Here is a 17,006-nt window from a genome sequence, read left to right as displayed (position 1 = left end):
ATGCGGCGGGTCCTCGGGAAGCTGGGGCGTGGATCGTGGCGTGGCGTCGGCGTTGGGTCACGCCTGCGTAACCGCCCGTCACGGGGCCGGGCCCGTCTTCTCGGAGTACGCCCGATCGGCCTAGCGGAGAGGGACGGCGACACGGGTGAGGGCGCGTGAAGGACACAGGGCAGTGGAAGGGTGCGGGAAGCGCGGGGGAAGCACGGGGGAAGGGCGGGGGAAGTCCCGGACAGGGTTGCGGGACGGGTTGCGGGACGGGTTGCGGGGTGGGGGATACGGCCGGGGGAGGAGCGTCCGATCCCCTCTTGCACCACCGCATAGGCTGTCCTGCAACCAGGGCTGTGGAACCAGCCGGAAGCGCAGCAGGGGGCAACCGCCATGACGACAGGTCGGCTCGGGCAGCAAGCCGCGCCACCGAACGCGGCCTACGCCGGGCAGGTCGTGCATTTCCCGGATCCGGTCCGGGCCTCCCGTCACCCCAGAGGTGTACGGGTGGATGACGACGGCTATCCGGACTTCTCGCCGTACGCGCGCGCCGCCGCGGAGATAGCCGAGCCCCCGGCGGGGTTCGGCGTGGACGAGCTGCGGCTCACGGACTATGTGTCGGCCAATGCCGCGCTGGCCGCCGCGGGCCATGAACTGTGGGACACGGTCCCGTCGGTGGCCACACCGCACGGCTGGACGTGGCACCATCTGCGGGCCTCGCGCCGGATGGTGCTGGTGCCGGTGGAGGTGAAGGCGCTGCTGCGTCATCACGGTGGTCTGGCGACGACACGGGTGGATCACGGCAAGCGGGGGACGCGTCCTCTCCAGGAGACCCGGCCGGCCCATTTCGGGCTGCCGAAGGCCGCGTTGTCGGTCAGCGAGCAGCAACTGCTGGGGGTGGAGGAGGATCTCGGTTACCGGCTGCCCGGCGCGTACCGCTCGTTCCTGAAGGCGGCGGGCGGCTGTGCGCCGGTGGGCGCGGCGCTCGACGCGGAGCTGGGGCTGCTGGTGGACCAGCCGTTCTTCACCGTGCGGGACGTGGCCGCTGTCAACGACCTGGTCTACGCGAACAAGTGTCTGCGGGACCATCTGACCAAGGACTATCTGGCCGTCGGGTTCGTCCAGGGCGGCATTCTGGCGGTCAAGGTCAAGGGCGACCGGGTCGGTTCCGTCTGGTTCTGCGCGTACGACGACGCCAGGGACCAGGACGGCTGGAGCGTGGGGGAGCGGGTGGAGCGGCTGTTGCTCCCCTGTGGTGACGACTTCGACGCCTTCCTGCTGCGGCTGGCGGGCAATCCGCCGGAGCTGGAGACCGTGGCGAACCTGATGGTGGACGGCGGCTTCGCGCGCGCCGTCCCGGTGGAGGGGTGAGCGCGATGGTGACCTTCGCGCAGGCGCAGGAGCGCGCGGAAGAGTGGGTCAACGCCGATCTGCCCGGTTACCAGCACCGTGAGGTGCGGGTGCGGGAGTTCGAGCTGGGCTTCGTGGTGTGGGCGGAGGACCGCGAGGGCGGTCCGACGTCGGACGGCGGGCGGCAGCGGCTGGTGATCGCCAGGGACAGCGGTGAGGCGACGCTGTGGCCGGGGCTGCCGGTGGGGGAGGTGATCCGCCGGTACGAGGAGGAGTACGGGATGCCGGAGACGGCGCCGACCGCTCCGGAGGCGCCGCAGCGTATCGATCTGAACCAGACGTCGTTCCTGTTGACCCCGCCGGAATGGCTCCAGGACGCGGCGGACAAGCTCGGGATTCCGGACGGGCGGACGGCGGAGCCTTCTCCTTCCGCTTCCCCTTCTCCCTCTCCTCCCTCTCCTCCCTCTTCCCCTTCCGCTCCGGCCGGTTCGGGTACCGGCGGGTCGCCCGGTGGCGGCAACGCCTCGCAGGGCAGCTCCGCCTGGTCGGACGGGTACGAGCCCACCTCCAACGACGGGGTGCCCGCCGCGACGCCGGGCGCGCCGACCGGGGCCACGCCCTGGACCGGGACCGACACCAACGGCTTGTCGGCCACGTCGGAGGACGGTTCCGTACCGCTGCCCGCGACGGTCTTCGCGCCCCCGCTCTCGGGGGCGGACGACGAGGACACGCCGCCACCGGTCGTGGCCGCCGAGGCGCCTACCGCGCTGATGTCGGGCGGCAGCCAGTTGCCTCGTACGTCGGTCGCTCGGGGAGTGGCGGGACAGGAGCCGGGGGCGGGCGATATCGCCGATGCCGCGACCAGCAAGGCGGCCGTGCCCCCGCGTGGTACGCGCGGTGGCGGTGCGACCACTCCGCCGCCGCCGGGCGCGCCCGGTGTTCCCGGCGCGCGTCCGCCGGGTGCGACTCCGCCGCCGTCGGGCCCCGGCACGCCCGGTGTTCCGGCGGGCGGCTATCTGCCGACGCAGCTGTCCCCGAGCCTCGGCGGTGCCGGCTCCAACGCACCGCGGCCTCCTGGCCCGCCCGGCCCTCCGGGCGCCCCTGGTGCCCCTGGTGCGCCCGGCATTCCGCAGCCTCCCGGTCCGCCCGGGGTTCCGGGTACGCCTCCGGGCGGGGTGCACCACGCGGCGACGATGTTCGCGGACCCGGACCAGGCCGGCCGGCCGCCGGGGCCACCACGGCCACCGGGCGCTCCGCAGCCTCCGGGTCCGCCGGGTCCTCCCGGCCCGCCTGGTCCTCCCACTCCGCCCGGTGCGTCCTCGGGCGGGGGGCATCACGCGCCGACCATGCTCGCGGGCACGGGACAGACGGGACCGCAGCCGCCCACCCCGCCGGGTCCGCCCACCCCGCCGGGTCCGCCCACCCCGCCGGGTCCGCCCACCCCGCCGGGTCCGCCCACCCCGCCGGGTCCGCCGGGCGCGCCCGCCGGTCCGCCGAGTGCGCCTCCCGGCATGCCGCCAGGGGGCCCCGGCCCGGCCGGTCCCGGTGGTCCCGTACCGCCGTCGGCCCCGGGCGCCCAGCCCCCGGCGTACGGCTATCCGCAGCAGCCGGCCGGTCAGCCGACCGTCGGCCCCGGCTATCAGGCCGTGCTGCGCTACCGCGCGCCCGATGGCTCCGAGGCCCAGCTCATCCGCCGCTCCGCGCCCGGCACCCCGCACCCGGAGTGGCAGTTCCTGCACGAACTGCGCGCCATGAACGTGCCGCCGCAGCAGGTGCTCGAACTGCACACGGAGCTGGAGTCGTGCGAGCTGCCCGGTGGCTACTGCGCGCGGATGATCAGGGAGACCTGGCCGCAGGTACGGATCACCAGCGTCGCCCCGTACGGCCAGGACCACGCCAGCAGGCAGCAGGGCATGCAGCATCTGCTCACCCACCAGGGTGAGTTGCACCAGGTCGCGGACGGTCCCGCCCGGCCCGCGCCGGTACGTGCGCCGCTGCCGCAGATGCCGCCCGCGCCGCCGATCCCTCCCGAGGGGGTCGCGCAGGAACTGGTGGCCGCGTTCGGTCCGCAGGGCATCTGCCGGTTCGACCAGCGGGCAGTGTCCCGTCAGGGGGTGCCGGAGATCGTGGCGCGCACCCTCGTGTGGGCGGGGCTGCCGTCCGATGTCGGGCCGTTCTTCTGGGCGCAGCCCGCTCAGCCGGTGGTGCCGACTCTGGCCGAACTGGCCGCGCAGCGGCAGGTGCGCCCGGCCCCCGACGCCGGTTCGTATCTGGTGATGGGCACGGACTTCGGCCGCGCGCTGTGCGTCCAGTACGGCACGGCGCACATCATGGCCGTACCGGTCGAGGCGGGGCCGGGCGGGCAGTCGGTGCCTCCGCAGTTCGTGAACACCGGGCTGCCGGAGTTCACGCGCTCGCTGGCGCTGCTCGGCCGGATGTGGCGGCTGAGGTTCGGGCTCAATCCGGAGCAGGCGGGCCGTTGGACCGTCGACTTCCAGGCGCAGCTCTCGGCGCTGGACCCGGCGGCGCTGTCGTCGCCGGAGAACTGGTGGTCGGTGCTGCTGGAGCAGATGTGGGACGGACTGCTGTGATGCTCTGACGCTCTGACGACGCGTGGCCTCAGGGACGGCCGGGGCGCCCGCCGCACTTCGCGGTGGGCGCCCCGGCCGTTTTATTTTTCCTATTTTCCACGTTTCCACCTTTTCGGGGTTGATGCCGCATCCTTGACCGGGGTGGTTGGGCGGAGTGTCGTGGTATGGGCGCTTCGGCTCGCTCCAGCAGGATTGTGCCGGATGGCGTTCTGTGTCGTGTCGGAGAAGGGCTTCAAGGATGGCTGCCGCACCGTTGTCGGCTCATGGCTTCGCGCCCGTACGTGGCCGTGGCTACCGCCCCGAGCAGGTCGAGCGGGAGGTCACGGCGCTGTTCCGGGACCGTGACGACGCCTGGGAACGCGTGGCGCGGCTCACCGTCCTCGCCAAGGAGATGGAGGGCGAGGCGGGGCGGCTCCGGGAGCGGGTGGCGGCGCTGCCGCCGCAGACGTACGAGAAGCTCGGCCGGCGCGCCCAGCAGATCCTGGCCCTGGCGAAGCAGGAGGACGAGACGGTACGGACCGAGGCGCGCGAGGAGTCCCAGGCGGTCATCGACACGGCGCGTACGGCGGCTGATCAGCTGCGCGAGGCAGCGCGTCAACGGGCCGACGCCGTACGGGCGGAGGCGGAGGCGTACGCCGGTCAGGTGCTGCGCGCCGCCACGGGGGCGGCCGAGGCTGCGAGGGCCGAGGCGCGGCGCGAGGTCACGGCGCTCCGTTCGGAATCGCTTGCCGCGCTCAAGGAGGTGCGCCGGCGCACTCAGCATGTGATCGACGAGCAGGAGCAGCAGCAGGGTGACGAGCTGGCGACGGCGGAGCGCGAATTCGCCGACCGGGAAGCCGCGTCGCGGGTCCAGCACGACGAACTCACGGCGTACGCCCAGCTCCAGTTGGTGGCGGCACAGCGCGCCTTCTCGGAGGCGGGCGAACAGGCCCGCCATGGCCAGGAGGACGCGGCGGCGCGGGCGGAGGAACTGCTCGCGCGGGCGCGCGCGGACGCGGAGGGCGTCGCGCGCGATACGGAGCGGCTGCTGCGGGAGCACACGGCGGCGTGCGAGGAAATGCGGGCGCACATGGCCCATGTACGGACCACTCTGGCGGCGCTCACAGGTCGTGCGCCGGCGGAGGAGTAACGCGGGCGGTTCGGGGTCGTTCATTACCCCTTCCGGGTACGGTCCTTGAGTGCCTATTCGGGATCCTTGAGGACGGGGAACCGGCGGGGGGCCACGAATATGAGCACCAGCAGGGAGATGGCCGCCGCCCCCGCGGCACCCACGTAGACGTACTCCACCGCGCTGTCCATCGCCCGGCGCAGATAGTCCGCGGCCTCGGCGGTGAGCGTGGCCGGGTTCTCCAGGGCTTTGGAGACGGAGTCGAGGTCGTCGGGGAGTCCGGGGGTGGGGGCGTTGCTGAGGCGGGCGGCCAGTACGCCGTTGGCCACCGCACCGAAGAGGGCGGCGCCCACGCTCTGGCCGACCTGGCGGCAGAACAGTATGGACGCCGTGGCCGTTCCCCGTTCCGACCAGCCCACGGTCGACTGGACCCCGATGATCAGGGGCAGTTGGAAGATCCCGAGCGCGGCGCCGAGCAGCAGCATGATCAGCGCGGGTTGCCAGGCCTGGCCGGGATAGGGGAGGAGCGGGAAGGCGAGCAGCACCAGCATGGCGAGGGAGATCCCGATGACGGCGGTCAGCCGGAAGCCGATGCGGTTGTAGAGGCGGTTGGAGAACGCCGCGCTGACGGGCCAGCTCAGCGTCATGGCGGAGAGGACGAAGCCGGCGGCTATCGGGCCGAGTCCGAGCACGGACTGCGCGTACGTGGGCAGGAAGACGGTCGGGGCGATCATCAGCAGGCCGAGCGCGCCGAGGGCGAGATTGACGGCCGCGATGGTACGGCGGCGCCAGACCCAGCCCGGGATGATCGGGTCCGTGGCGCGGCGTTCGATGACGACGGTGACGGCGGCGAGAACCGCGCTGCCGCCGAGGAAGGCGAACGAGGGCGCGGAGATCCAGGGCCAGGCGACGCCGCCCTGGACGAGGGCGGTGAGGAGCAGCGCGCCGGTGGCGAAGACGGCCAGCGCGCCCGCCCAGTCGACGCGGTGGCGCGGCGCCCGGTCCAAGGCCGCGTCGGCCCCCTTGGCCCCCTTGGCACCCTTCGTGGCAGTGGTGGCAGTGGTGGCAGTGGTGGTTTTGGCAGTGGTCCGGTTCGGTTCGTGCAGATATCTGACCACCAGCCAGAGCGCGAGCGCGCCCACCGGCAGATTGATCAGGAAGATCCAGCGCCAGTCCGCGTATCCGGCGAGCAGTCCGCCGAGGGCCGGGCCGGCGACGGACGAGGTGGCCCAGACCGTCGACAGTTTGGCCTGGATCCTGGGACGTTCCTTGAGGGGGTAGAGGTCGGCGGCGATGACCTGCACCGTGCCCTGGAGCGCGCCGCCGCCGAGCCCCTGGACGACACGGAAGGCGATCAGTGAGGCCATGTTCCAGGCGGCGGCGCAGAGCAGTGAGCCGATGAGGAAGAGGATGATGCCCGCGATCAGGACGGGCTTGCGGCCGAAGGTGTCGGAGAGCTTTCCGTACACGGGCAGGGTGACGGTCACGGCGAGCAGATAGCCGGAGAACAGCCAGGAGAAGACGGAGAATCCGCCGAGGTCGCCGACGATCTGCGGGACGGCCGTGGAGACGATGGTGCCGTCGAGCGCGGCGAGTGCCATGCCGAGCATCAGGGCGGCGACGACGGGGCCGCGACCACGCGCCGTGCCGGGTGGCGGGGCCGTGGCCCGGGGTTCGGGTATCGCTTCCGTACGTCCGGAGTCCTCGGTACTTCCGCCGCCGCCGCTCACGGGATCCCTTCCCTATGCATGTATCTCCAGGGGAACACCCTCTCACCCGGGCCCAGGGCCGGACAGGGCACAGCGCGGGGGGAGGGGCCGGGGCGCGGTCCCCTAGGGGCTCCTCCTCACTTCCGGCCAGGGGTCGTTCGTCCCGGCGGAGGACGAGGCGGCGGTGGCTGGTTCTTTATGTTGGTCCTACGTGCTCCTACGGCGGCGAGAGCCCGTGAAGGGGGCTCACCGCAGCAGAGGGGTGGGGAAAACCCCAGGTGAAGACTGCGCTGTGCACCAGCGCGCCGGGGCCCCCGAAACCAGCAGACTCAGCACACCGCCCGACGAACACTCGGTGTATCAAGCGAAATAGGAGACTTACCGTGACAACGGCTGTGACCATTCCCAGGCACGGGGGTACTGGAGGGCGTACGGCCGTCGCGGCGCGAGCGCGGCAGGTCGTCAAGGCGTACGGCGTGGGGGAGACCCGGGTCGTGGCGCTCGATCATGTCGATGTGGACATCGACCGCGGGCAGTTCACCGCGATCATGGGCCCGTCCGGCTCGGGCAAGTCGACGCTGATGCACTGCCTCGCGGGTCTGGACACGGTGACCGCGGGCGAGATCTTTCTGGACGAGACCGAGATCACGAAGCTGAAGGACAAGAAGCTCACCCAGCTGCGCCGGGACCGGATCGGCTTTATCTTCCAGGCGTTCAATCTGCTGCCGACGCTCAACGCGCTGGAGAACATCACGCTGCCCATGGACATCGCGGGCCGTAAGCCGGACGCTCCGTGGCTCCGCCGGGTCGTGGAGACGGTGGGCCTGGCCGACCGGCTCTCGCACCGGCCGACCCAGCTGTCGGGCGGTCAGCAGCAGCGGGTCGCGGTGGCCAGGGCGCTCGCCGCCCGCCCGGAGATCATCTTCGGCGACGAGCCGACCGGGAACCTGGACTCGCGCGCGGGCGCCGAGGTGCTCGGCTTCCTGCGCCGGTCGGTCGATGAGCTGGGCCAGACGATCGTGATGGTCACGCACGACCCGGTCGCCGCGTCGTACGCGGACCGGGTGCTGTATCTCGCGGACGGCCGGATCGTGGACGAGATGTTCCGTCCGACGGCCGACGCCGTGCTCGACCGCATGAAGGACTTCGACGCCCGGGGGCGTACGTCATGACGGTGTTCAGAACCTCCATGCGCAACTTCTTCGCGCACAAGGGGCGGATGGCGCTCTCCGCCGTCGCCGTCCTGCTGTCGGTGGCGTTCGTCAGCGGCACCCTGGTGTTCACGGACACGATGAACACGACGTTCGACAAGCTCTTCGCCGCGACGTCCTCGGATGTCACGGTCAGCCCCAAGGCGGCCAAGGGAGCGGACGAGACCTCCCAGACCGGCAAGCCCGAGTCGCTGCCCGCCTCGATCGTCGAGACGGTGCGGACGGCGGACGGAGTGAAGTCCGCCGAGGGCGCTGTCAGCAGCATGAGCGTGACGGTGGTGAACGCCGACAACAAGAACGTGGGCGCGAGCAGCGGCGCGCCGACGATCGCGGGCAACTGGACGCGTAACGACCTCCGTTCGATGGAGATCACCTCGGGCCACGCGCCGCGTGGGCCCACCGATGTGATGGTCGACGCCGACACCGCCGAGAAGCACCACCTCGCGATCGGTGACGAGCTGCGCACCATCGCGGTCACGGGTGACTTCCGGGCGAAGATCTCGGGTATCGCCACGTTCACCGTCACCAACCCCGGTGCGGCGGTCATCTTCTTCGACACGGCGACCGCCCAGCGTGAACTGCTGGGGGACACCGGCCGGTTCACCCATGTCAATGTCACGGCGGCCGAGGGCGTCAGCAACAGCGAGCTGAAGCAGGATGTGGCGGCCTCGCTCGGCGGCGGCCCGTACAAGCTCCAGACGCAGAAGGAAGCCGCGGACGCGAACCGCGCGGATGTCGGCTCCTTCCTCGACGTGATGAAGTACGCGATGCTCGGCTTCGCCGGGATCGCCTTCCTCGTCGGCATCTTCCTGATCGTCAACACGTTCTCGATGCTGGTCGCGCAGCGGACCCGCGAGATCGGTCTGATGCGGGCCCTCGGCTCCAGCCGTAAGCAGGTCAACCGCTCGGTGCTGCTGGAGGCGGTGCTGCTCGGGATCTTCGGCTCGATCGCCGGGGTCGCCGCCGGGGTGGGGCTGGCCATCGGGCTGATGAAGCTCATGTCCTCCATGGGCATGGATCTGTCCACCCAGGATCTGACGGTGAAGTGGACGACTCCGGCGATCGGGCTGGTGCTCGGTGTCGTCGTCACCGTCGTCTCCGCGTACGTTCCCGCCCGTCGGGCCGCGAAGATCTCGCCGATGGCGGCCCTGCGTGACGCGGGTACCCCCGCCGACGGCCGGGCCGGATGGGTCAGGGCGGCCATCGGTCTGGTGCTGACCGGGGCCGGCGGTGCCGCGCTCTTCCTGTCGACACGGGCTGACGAGGCGAGTGAGGGTTCGGTCTTCCTCGGGGCGGGCGTGGTCTGCACGCTGATCGGCTTCGTTGTGATCGGTCCGCTGCTGGCCGGCGGTCTGGTCCGGGCGCTCGGCGCGGTCGTGCTGCGGATGTTCGGCCCGGTCGGCCGGATGGCCGAGCGCAACGCGCTGCGCAATCCGCGGCGTACGGGAGCGACGGGCGCCGCGCTGATGATCGGGCTGGCGCTGGTGGCCTGTCTGTCGGTGGTCGGCTCCTCGATGGTCGCCTCCGCGACCGACGAGCTGGACAAGTCGGTCGGCGCGGATTTCATCGTCCAGTCCGACAACGGCCAGCCGATCATGCCGGGGGCCCAGGCGGCGCTGGAGAAGGCGCCGGACATCGCGCATGTCACCGAGTACAAGTGGGTCGACGTCAAGCTGACCGCCCCGGACGGAAAGACGGAGTCCGACGGCATCGTCGCCGCCGATCCGACCTACGCCCAGGATCTGCGCCGCGAGACTGTCGCGGGTGAGCTGTCCGCCGCGTACGGCAAGGACGCGATGTCGGTGGGCGATACCTACGCGAAGGAGCACGGCGTCAAGGTCGGTGATCGGATGAAGGTCGTCTTCCCGGGCGGGAAGAGTGCCGGACTGACGGTCGCGGCGATCACCTCGGACGAGGCGACCATCGACAAGGGCGCGATGTACACGAACATCACGACAGCCCAGCGGTATGTGCCGGCCGACAAGATGCCCAAGAACATGATCATGTTCGCGGCGGCCGAGGACGGCAAGGAGAAGGAGGCGTACGCCGCCCTCAAGGACTCGCTCGCGGCCTACCCGCAGTACAGGGTTCAGGACCAGACCGACTTCAAGCAGGACTTGAGGGACCAGATAGGCCAACTCCTCAATATCGTCTACGGGCTGCTGGCGCTCGCGATCATCGTCGCGGTGCTGGGAGTGGTGAACACCCTGGCGCTGTCGGTGGTGGAGCGGACCCGCGAGATCGGTCTGCTGCGGGCGATCGGGCTCTCCCGCCGCCAACTGCGCCGCATGATACGGCTGGAGTCGGTGGTCATCGCCCTCTTCGGTGCCCTGCTCGGACTCGGGCTCGGCATGGGCTGGGGCACCTCGGCCCAGAAGCTGCTGGCCCTGGAGGGTCTCGGCGTCCTGGAGATACCGTGGCCGACGATCCTGACGGTCTTCGTGGCCTCGGCTTTCGTCGGACTCTTCGCCGCCCTGGTGCCGGCCTTCCGGGCCGGTCGGATGAACGTGCTGAACGCGATCGCCACCGAGTAGAACGGTACGGTGGGGGCTCCGGCCTCGGTGGGCGTTCCTCCAACGTCCATCGGGGCCGATGTCCTTTATCACCGCGCGGCGGTTGCTGTCCGTCGGAAAGCGCCCGGGTCGGCGAGTTCACCCATACGAGGGGTTGTAGCAGTATGTAGTCGACCGGACACTGAGAGCGACGGACCCTCTCGGTCGGACGATCCGATCGATTTCCCGGGCCCGCTCAGAAAGAGGGGACCGCTGTGTCCACACTCAACGCACCGGAGACCAACGCAGAGGTGGCTGCCCAGACCGACGGACTCGCGGTGACCGGCGGCAATGTCGCCGATCTGTGGCGAGGCTGGGTCGTCTGGGGCGCGTACAACGGCTGGGTCAACTTCCCCATCACCTGGAACGTCATCAATCCGAACTCGACGGTCATCGTCACGGCCTCCGAGGTCGACGCCAACGGCGTCCGGTTCATCGGCGCCGCGCCCGTCACGGTGACGGGGATCGCCCCCGGCTCCGGAATCGTGACGGTCAAAATCAATATCGCCTGGAACAGCCCGCTCCGTATCCGCACGGACGTCGTCGTCCTCAACTGAACCGTCCCCCAACTGAACGCCCCACGCTGGCCGGAGCCCCGCTCGGGCCAGCCGCGCTTTCCCCAGCGAGCCCCTGAACGTCCGCTCTCCGCTTATGGGAGTCGAGGGACGGCGGCGCGGACGATCAGCGTCCCGATGTGACCGGGGGTCGGCGCGTCGAGTACCTGTGCGTCCACTTCGGCGAACCCGGCGCTGAGCAGCAGCGCTTTCCACGCGGCGGGCGTGTGGCTGTAGCGGTACGTGTACAACGCCTTGCCCGCGAAGCCTCCCTTGTACATGCCCTGAGCTCCGGATGTGCCGGGGATGGCCGGTGGATGGGAGAAGACCAGGACACCGCCGGGGTTGAGCCGCCGGGCGATCAGCGGAAGCAGTTCCTCCGGGTCCGTGAACCAGACCGCCCCGAAGACGGAATAGATGGCGTCGTAGGTCTCCGTATCGCTTCGCAGGTGTTCGATCACCTCAGCGCAGACGAACCGGGAACCTCCCGGACCCCAGCGCTCGGTGATCTGCTCGATCATGACCGGGGAGAGGTCGACGCCAGTCGTCTTGACGCCTCGCTGAGCGAGGTGGGCCAAGGCCCTCCCTGTGCCGCACCCGATCTCCAGAGCTGTCCCGGGGGAGCCCAGCAGTTCAGGTCCCGGCCCGTGACCGGCGTACTGCGTCCAGCAGAAAACGGGGTCAGCGTCGAACACGCTGTCCTTGGTGCTCCGGGCATAGGCGTCCCAGAGTTCACGCTCGTGGTCGATGTTGTGGTGTGCGGGCAACGCGCGCTTCCTTTGAATGGGGGGTGGCGGGGATTGGTCTCCACCCTCCTACGAGGGCGGAGACCAACCCGGTACGGCCACGTCAGTGACTGTCCGGAACCTTGTCGTCGCACGGTGAGCAGTCGGAGGCATCGACCGACCACAGTTCCATGGCAGTCACGAGATACGCGACTCCCTGGCCGAGGATGCGTTCGGCCAGGCTGCGGACGGCCACGCTGTCCCGGAGCAGAAGCCGGACCTCACGTTCCCAGAGGTCTTCCACGCCGACATCCGGGACGAGATGCGGAACGCGGTCTTGTAACGCGTTGAGGATGACCCGCGGATCACGGGTCCTCAACTGGACTGCTGTGCTCATGCATACCTCCACGAGGTTGAGCCGGGTCGTGTCTCGAAGGTAGGTAGCCGCACGCTGCCCAAGCAATGAGATTGCATGGGATTGCAGAAATCCAGCCTTGGATGTCAGCCCAGACTGTCGATCGCTTCCTGGATCAGGGTCCTCGCGGCGCTGCCGTGGACGGCCATCCCGGACAGCTCACGGAAGGCGCGCAGATACACGGTGATCTCACCAGGCCGCGTGATGTTCATGTCCGCCGACAACGTCTCGACCTGTACTTGTGCATCGTCGTAGATGACGAAGCCTTCGAGCGTCCACATCTTCCGAATGGCGGCCCTGGGAATGATCCCGAAGGACACGTTGGGCAACGCCAGGATCGAGAGCAGATAGGTGAGCTGTCGGGACATGACCTCCGAGTCTCCGAAGCGGAAGTACAGGACGTCTTCCTCAACGAGCATCGCGAAGCGTCGGCCCGCGTCGTAGATGACCTCTGAGCGCGCGACCCGTGCGATAGCGGCTTCTTCCGCGTCGTTCATGACGTTCTCGAACTCGGCAATGGAGCTGAGGAGCGCGCTGGCGTACCCAACTGTCTGCACCAGGCCAGGGATGACATTCGAGCAGTACACCCGCATGTGCCGGGTGCGCTGGTACAGGGGTACAACAGAGTTCTGCGCCCTTGTGAGTCCGCCGGTGTGAATCCGCTTCCACTCCCGGTACATGGTGTCGGCATCACGGGAGGAAGCGATGAGGTCAGCGATCCGGTCCTCGGCGCCGCAGGCGCGGCACCAGGACCGTATGTCCTCCTCTGACGGGCGTGTGCGAGCGTTCTCGATCCGGGACCGCTTCGAGGGATGCCAGCCGCACAGGGCAGCCAACTCAAGTCCGGTGAGTCCAGCATCCTTTCGGATATCTCCCAGTCGGCCCGCCAGGGCTCTGCGGGCTTCCTCGACGCTGCTGAGCGAAATGGGGTGAGACATGACTCGGCTGTCCTGCGATCGTGCTCAGATCTTGTACTGGTCGTGGGGAGTGGCGAGGGTCCAGGCGGCGTCGAAGGCCCGCGTCGCCAGCTCTGCCACTTCTGGATCAGTACGGAGTTCCCGCCCTTCGGGAGACGCCTCGCCGTCACCAGAGAAGTGGTTGAAGAGGACTGTCTTCTCGTCAAAGAGCCAGAAATCGTTGCCCGGCAGAGCCAGGCCGGATGTCTGTCGGCGCGGCAGCCACCGCACGCTTTCGCCGGCCTTGATATTGACCACACTGCCCGCGTGCTCGTACTTGATGTACTCGGAGACCGGCTCGGAGACGATACGGACACGGCGGACCTCGACGCCCCTGCGGACCGCGTCTTGTACCAACTCCACCCACGGCCCCCAGTACGCCGAGGACGGGTCGGTGTCACGTTCACCGGTTCGCTTCCAGTGCCGGAAGTCCTCGGCTTCGTCGCTCACCCCGTAGGCGTCACGCATCTCCAGATGCACAGCTGTGCGTGTCGCCGCCGTCATCAGCTCCTCGAAGCTGGGCTGCTCGCTCTGCCGCATCACATGCCTCCCTCAAGATCGGAATCATCCGGAAGGGGATCCGGACCACAGTCTCATCCGAGGGGATGCCCACGGCGTGGCCGGGCACATGGAACGCCGCGCACTCCCCTTCCAGTTCGGCGTCAGCCTTCCATCCCTGAAAGACCAGCTCCTCAGCCGCCTCCCGCACCCACACCGTTGGCGAGTTGGACGTACCCGTGTCCGGGTCGATCCCTACGAACCGAAGTTGCATGGTGTCCTCCCCGTGCTAGGTCGATTGCGTGCCATTGCACAGCGGTGCTCTATCGGTGTCCAGTCTCGTGTGAGGAAGACTGACGGATATGAGCCAAGGTCATGGAGGTTGATGACATGGAGATCGTTTCCCGCCCCTACGAACATCCGCATGTCTCCTCCTTGGTCGCACGCCTTCAGACCGAGTACGTGCGGATCTACGGGTCTCCGGACGACAGTCCCGTCGAACCCGGGCAATTCTCGGCGCCCCGTGGGGAGTTCGCCGTGGGGTACGAGAACGCCGTACCCGTCGCGATGGGCGGCTGGCGGTTCCGTGAGGACGGGCGCGCGGAACTCAAGCGTATGTACGTCGTCGACGAGCGGCGGGGGAGAGGACACTCCCGGTCCGTCCTGGAGTGGCTGAGGACTCGGCCGCGGGTGCGGGCGCGTTCACGATCGTCCTGGAGACGAATCAGCGCCACCCCGCGGCGATCGGTCTGTACCGCGCCTGCGGCTACACCGAGGTCCCCGCCTTCGGCTACTACGCCGACGACCCGCTCACCGTCTATCTGGGCCGGCCGCTGCCACGTCGGACTGCCGCGACTTCCTGAACAGGGCCCAGGGCGTGGTGTCGAGCCACGGCCCGATGGTCCGGGCGCCCGTGGTCACGTTGTGCTCGTTCAGGCGTCGGTGCCGGGGTCGTCGGCGAAGTGGTCGAACTCGCCTGCTTTGACGCCGAGGATGAAGGCGCGGAGCTTTTCGGGGGTGGTGGTGACGATGACGTCCGGGGCGTCGCTCTCGTGGAGCTTGATGGAACCGTCGTCAGCTGCGGCGATGTGGACGCAGCCGTTCGCTTCGCCGCTGAAAGAGGACTTCTGCCAGTTGAGGGCGGACACGCGCTTACCTTTCTCGGATGTCTTCTGCGACCTGGCGGATCAGATCCTGTGACTCCGCTGCTGTGAGGCTACAGCTCTCCATGCGGTCCAGAAAGGTCCGGTTTTTCACCAACTGCGGCTGATTATCAAGGAATCCGGCGCCGTGGTCCGTTGGATCACGGATGTGGTGCGCATCGCCGTCGCGTGGTGTTCCAGCTCCGCCAGATCGAGGGTGTCGGACGGAAGGATGTCGCGGTACTCGTCCCACCAGCCGCGCGTCCGTCCCCCTGTCATCTCCGCGAGTGCTTCGATCAGTGCCTCGTCCGAGCAGGTGTAGCTACGGGCCATCGCCCGGACCCGGTCCGCGCTCACCGCGTAGCTTCCCGACTCGATGCTGCTGACGCGCGGTTGAGAGGTGCCATGAAGTGCACCGGCCTGAGTTGCGGACAGGTCCGCCGACTCACGGAGTCCTGGCGATGAGGGTGCGGTGGGCAGCACGCTACATCAGCCGGCCGTGCTGCCCACAGGTGCACCCTCCGTACAGACAAGGGGAATTCCATGCCGACCGTATCGCCGCAGGACCCTGCCCTGGAGCCGGTCGATTTCGATCAGGAAGTGTACGAACTCGTACGCGACACCGCGCCCCGGCTCTTCGCCGTCGTTGTCGAGTACCGTGCCGGTACCAAGGACGCGGACGCGGTGGCCGCCGCCTGGGGCCTCGCCCACGAGGGCGGAGGGGCCGAGGTGATCCAGCCCGGGAGCGGCAGCCGGTGGAGTCTCGCGTCGCCGGAATATGCCGCGCGGTACTTCGGGCGGGCGGAGGACTGTTTGCCTCGGACAGGGGCGCCTACCGGTCCGCGGTCCCGGGATCGACCACCCAGCGCATGGTCTGGCCGGTGATCTCACGGATCATGTCGAAGTCGCCGTCATAGTGCAGCACCGTCAGGCCGCGCCGTTCCGCCACGGCGGCGATCAGCACGTCGGAGAGGGAGAGCGCCCGATGGAAGCCCCGGCGCAGGGCCTCGCGCTGGAGCCACAGGGCACGCTCGTGCTCCTCGTCGTTGCAGGGTGAGTAGTCGAATCCGCGGAGGCTGAGGTGGATGCGGGAGGCGTCCTGTTTGGTGCGCGCGCTGTAGACCATCTCGTACTCGACGACCGCGCAGGTCGTCAGGAGGCCACGGTCATTCAGGTCGTCCAGCACCTCGCTCACCGCGGGCTGTCCCCAGCGGGCCAGGGCCGACTTGTCCGCGAGGAAGACGCTCACGCGGCGGTCTTCCGGTCCCGGGGGCGAGAGCCGGCCGGGCCGGTGTTCTCGATGATCTCGCTGAAGTCGAGTTCCCCGGACTTCACGGCATCGGCGAACTCCTGACGCAGACGCCGTTTCACGGCATCCTCCATGGCGGCGCGTACGGCTGCCGCTTTGGTCTTGGTGTCGTACAGCCGCATGGCTTCCTCGACGATCTCGTCGTCGAGATCGATAACGGTGCGAGACATGGCCTCTCCTTCTTCCCTCTGCCTTCCCTCCGCGCGTGAGACTCCACGCGTGAGACTGAAATGATATCGCCGACGTGCGTGCGACGGTATCGTTTCCTCTCGGATCACTCATCCGTGGGGTTTCGGGACATCCCGGTGCCCCGGGGCGGGCCCGGGGCACCGGGGGCGGCCGGTCAGTGGGGGCGGCCGGTCAGTGGGGCGTGGGTGACGGCTCCAGGAGGAAGACGGGTATCTCACGGTCCGTCTTCGTCTGGTACTCGGCGTACGGCGGGAACGCCTCGACCGCGCGCTTCCACCACAGGGTCTTCTCGTCCCCGGTGACCTCGCGGGCGATCATGTCCTGGCGCTCCGGGCCGTCCTGGAGCTCCGCCCGGGGGTCGGCCACGAGGTTGTGGTACCAGACCGGGTGCTTGGGGGCGCCGCCCATGGACCCGACCGCCGCGTACACACCCTCGTGCTCCACCCGCATCAGCGGGCTCTTGCGGATCTTGCCGCTCTTCGCGCCCCGGGTGGTGAGGACGATGACCGGCAGGCCGTTCAGTGTCGTCCCCTTCTTACCGCCCGAGCCCTCGTACAACTCGACCTGCTCGCGTGCCATCGGCAGCGTGCTGGGCTCGTACTCACCCTCAAGAGGCATGTTGACCCCATCCCATCGTCGGAATCCGGCGTCGGACGCGCGCCGGTCACGGCCCGCGTCCCGTGCTTCCTTCAATGAACGTACGGGTTCGAGC

18 protein-coding genes and 1 pseudogene are annotated in these 17,006 nt (G+C 69.2%); 7 read left to right on the top strand and 12 right to left on the bottom strand.

The annotated features are described in order from the left end of the window. The first annotated feature begins 378 nt into the window (after positions 1-378). The 3 genes from M1203_RS28335 (at position 379) to M1203_RS28325 (ending at position 5,055) form a co-directional block, all read left to right on the top strand. The gene (locus M1203_RS28335; RefSeq protein ID WP_249952642.1) at positions 379-1,356 is read left to right on the top strand and encodes an SMI1/KNR4 family protein; all 978 of its coding nucleotides are present in this window, start codon (positions 379-381) and stop codon (positions 1,354-1,356) included. Positions 1,357-1,361: 5 nt separating this feature from the next. Continuing rightward, the gene (locus M1203_RS28330) at positions 1,362-3,926 is read left to right on the top strand and encodes an SUKH-4 family immunity protein (RefSeq protein WP_249952737.1); all 2,565 of its coding nucleotides are present in this window, start codon (positions 1,362-1,364) and stop codon (positions 3,924-3,926) included. A gap of 238 nt (positions 3,927-4,164) precedes the next feature. Continuing rightward, entirely contained in the window at positions 4,165-5,055 is an 891-nt protein-coding gene (locus M1203_RS28325) for a cellulose-binding protein (protein WP_249952641.1), read from the top strand. Between the two features lie 53 nt (positions 5,056-5,108). Here M1203_RS28325 and M1203_RS28320 read toward each other — a convergent pair whose 3' ends face one another. Further along, positions 5,109-6,764 (bottom strand): MFS transporter, encoded by a 1,656-nt coding sequence (locus tag M1203_RS28320; RefSeq protein WP_374404187.1) that lies wholly within the window; start codon positions 6,762-6,764, stop codon positions 5,109-5,111. 362 nt (positions 6,765-7,126) lie between these two features. Here M1203_RS28320 and M1203_RS28315 point away from each other — a divergent pair, with 362 nt between their 5' ends. From M1203_RS28315 to M1203_RS28305, 3 genes are all read left to right on the top strand, one after another. Continuing rightward, a complete protein-coding gene (locus M1203_RS28315; RefSeq protein WP_249952640.1) occupies positions 7,127-7,915 on the top strand; it encodes an ABC transporter ATP-binding protein in 789 nt (262 codons plus the stop codon). Then, positions 7,912-10,488: an ABC transporter permease gene (locus M1203_RS28310; RefSeq protein ID WP_249952639.1), complete on the top strand. Its 2,577-nt coding sequence runs from the start codon at positions 7,912-7,914 to the stop codon at positions 10,486-10,488. The genes M1203_RS28315 and M1203_RS28310 overlap by 4 nt, the downstream gene beginning before the upstream one ends. Positions 10,489-10,721: 233 nt before the next feature. After that, positions 10,722-11,063 carry a hypothetical protein gene (locus M1203_RS28305; RefSeq protein ID WP_249952638.1) on the top strand — a complete coding sequence of 114 codons (342 nt, stop codon included), beginning with the start codon at positions 10,722-10,724 and terminating at the stop codon, positions 11,061-11,063. A 92-nt stretch (positions 11,064-11,155) separates the two neighbouring features. Here M1203_RS28305 and M1203_RS28300 read toward each other — a convergent pair whose 3' ends face one another. From M1203_RS28300 to M1203_RS28280, 6 genes and pseudogenes are all read right to left on the bottom strand, one after another. Beyond that, positions 11,156-11,827, bottom strand: coding sequence for a class I SAM-dependent methyltransferase (locus M1203_RS28300; RefSeq protein WP_249952637.1), 672 nt, complete (start codon positions 11,825-11,827; stop codon positions 11,156-11,158). Between the two features lie 82 nt (positions 11,828-11,909). Continuing rightward, positions 11,910-12,182: a hypothetical protein gene (locus M1203_RS28295; protein ID WP_249952636.1), complete on the bottom strand. Its 273-nt coding sequence runs from the start codon at positions 12,180-12,182 to the stop codon at positions 11,910-11,912. Between the two features lie 104 nt (positions 12,183-12,286). Continuing rightward, positions 12,287-12,880, bottom strand: coding sequence for a DUF5753 domain-containing protein (locus tag M1203_RS28290; RefSeq protein ID WP_308404921.1), 594 nt, complete (start codon positions 12,878-12,880; stop codon positions 12,287-12,289). Positions 12,881-12,934: 54 nt separating this feature from the next. Beyond that, positions 12,935-13,138 (bottom strand): annotated as a pseudogene (locus tag M1203_RS39110) (helix-turn-helix domain-containing protein); the annotation flags it as partial. 24 nt (positions 13,139-13,162) lie between these two features. Beyond that, positions 13,163-13,696, bottom strand: a complete 534-nt coding sequence (locus M1203_RS28285) for a DUF6879 family protein (RefSeq protein WP_249952634.1) — start codon at positions 13,694-13,696, stop codon at positions 13,163-13,165. Continuing rightward, positions 13,617-13,928: a hypothetical protein gene (locus M1203_RS28280; RefSeq protein WP_249952633.1), complete on the bottom strand. Its 312-nt coding sequence runs from the start codon at positions 13,926-13,928 to the stop codon at positions 13,617-13,619. The genes M1203_RS28285 and M1203_RS28280 overlap by 80 nt, the downstream gene beginning before the upstream one ends. 394 nt (positions 13,929-14,322) lie before the next feature. Between M1203_RS28280 and M1203_RS28275 the strand changes: the two genes are divergently transcribed. Further along, a complete protein-coding gene (locus tag M1203_RS28275) occupies positions 14,323-14,517 on the top strand; it encodes a hypothetical protein (protein WP_249952632.1) in 195 nt (64 codons plus the stop codon). Positions 14,518-14,586: 69 nt separating this feature from the next. On the opposite strand, the gene M1203_RS28270 is transcribed toward M1203_RS28275, so the two are convergent. The 5 genes from M1203_RS28270 to M1203_RS28250 form a co-directional block, all read right to left on the bottom strand. Then, positions 14,587-14,802, bottom strand: coding sequence for a DUF397 domain-containing protein (locus tag M1203_RS28270; RefSeq protein ID WP_249952631.1), 216 nt, complete (start codon positions 14,800-14,802; stop codon positions 14,587-14,589). Between the two features lie 105 nt (positions 14,803-14,907). Next, positions 14,908-15,279: a helix-turn-helix domain-containing protein gene (locus M1203_RS28265; protein WP_374404183.1), complete on the bottom strand. Its 372-nt coding sequence runs from the start codon at positions 15,277-15,279 to the stop codon at positions 14,908-14,910. Between the two features lie 349 nt (positions 15,280-15,628). After that, positions 15,629-16,045 carry a PIN domain nuclease gene (locus M1203_RS28260; RefSeq protein WP_249952630.1) on the bottom strand — a complete coding sequence of 139 codons (417 nt, stop codon included), beginning with the start codon at positions 16,043-16,045 and terminating at the stop codon, positions 15,629-15,631. Further along, positions 16,042-16,275: a type II toxin-antitoxin system VapB family antitoxin gene (locus tag M1203_RS28255; RefSeq protein ID WP_129769361.1), complete on the bottom strand. Its 234-nt coding sequence runs from the start codon at positions 16,273-16,275 to the stop codon at positions 16,042-16,044. The genes M1203_RS28260 and M1203_RS28255 overlap by 4 nt, the downstream gene beginning before the upstream one ends. A 190-nt stretch (positions 16,276-16,465) precedes the next feature. Further along, positions 16,466-16,912 (bottom strand): nitroreductase family deazaflavin-dependent oxidoreductase, encoded by a 447-nt coding sequence (locus M1203_RS28250; protein WP_249952629.1) that lies wholly within the window; start codon positions 16,910-16,912, stop codon positions 16,466-16,468. Positions 16,913-17,006: the final 94 nt, after the last annotated feature.

It is taken from the genome of Streptomyces sp. 35G-GA-8 (assembly GCF_023534745.1).
Lineage (GTDB): Bacteria > Actinomycetota > Actinomycetes > Streptomycetales > Streptomycetaceae > Streptomyces.
Note: the sequence above shows the minus strand (reverse complement) of the source record. Positions and strands in the feature narration are given on the sequence as shown.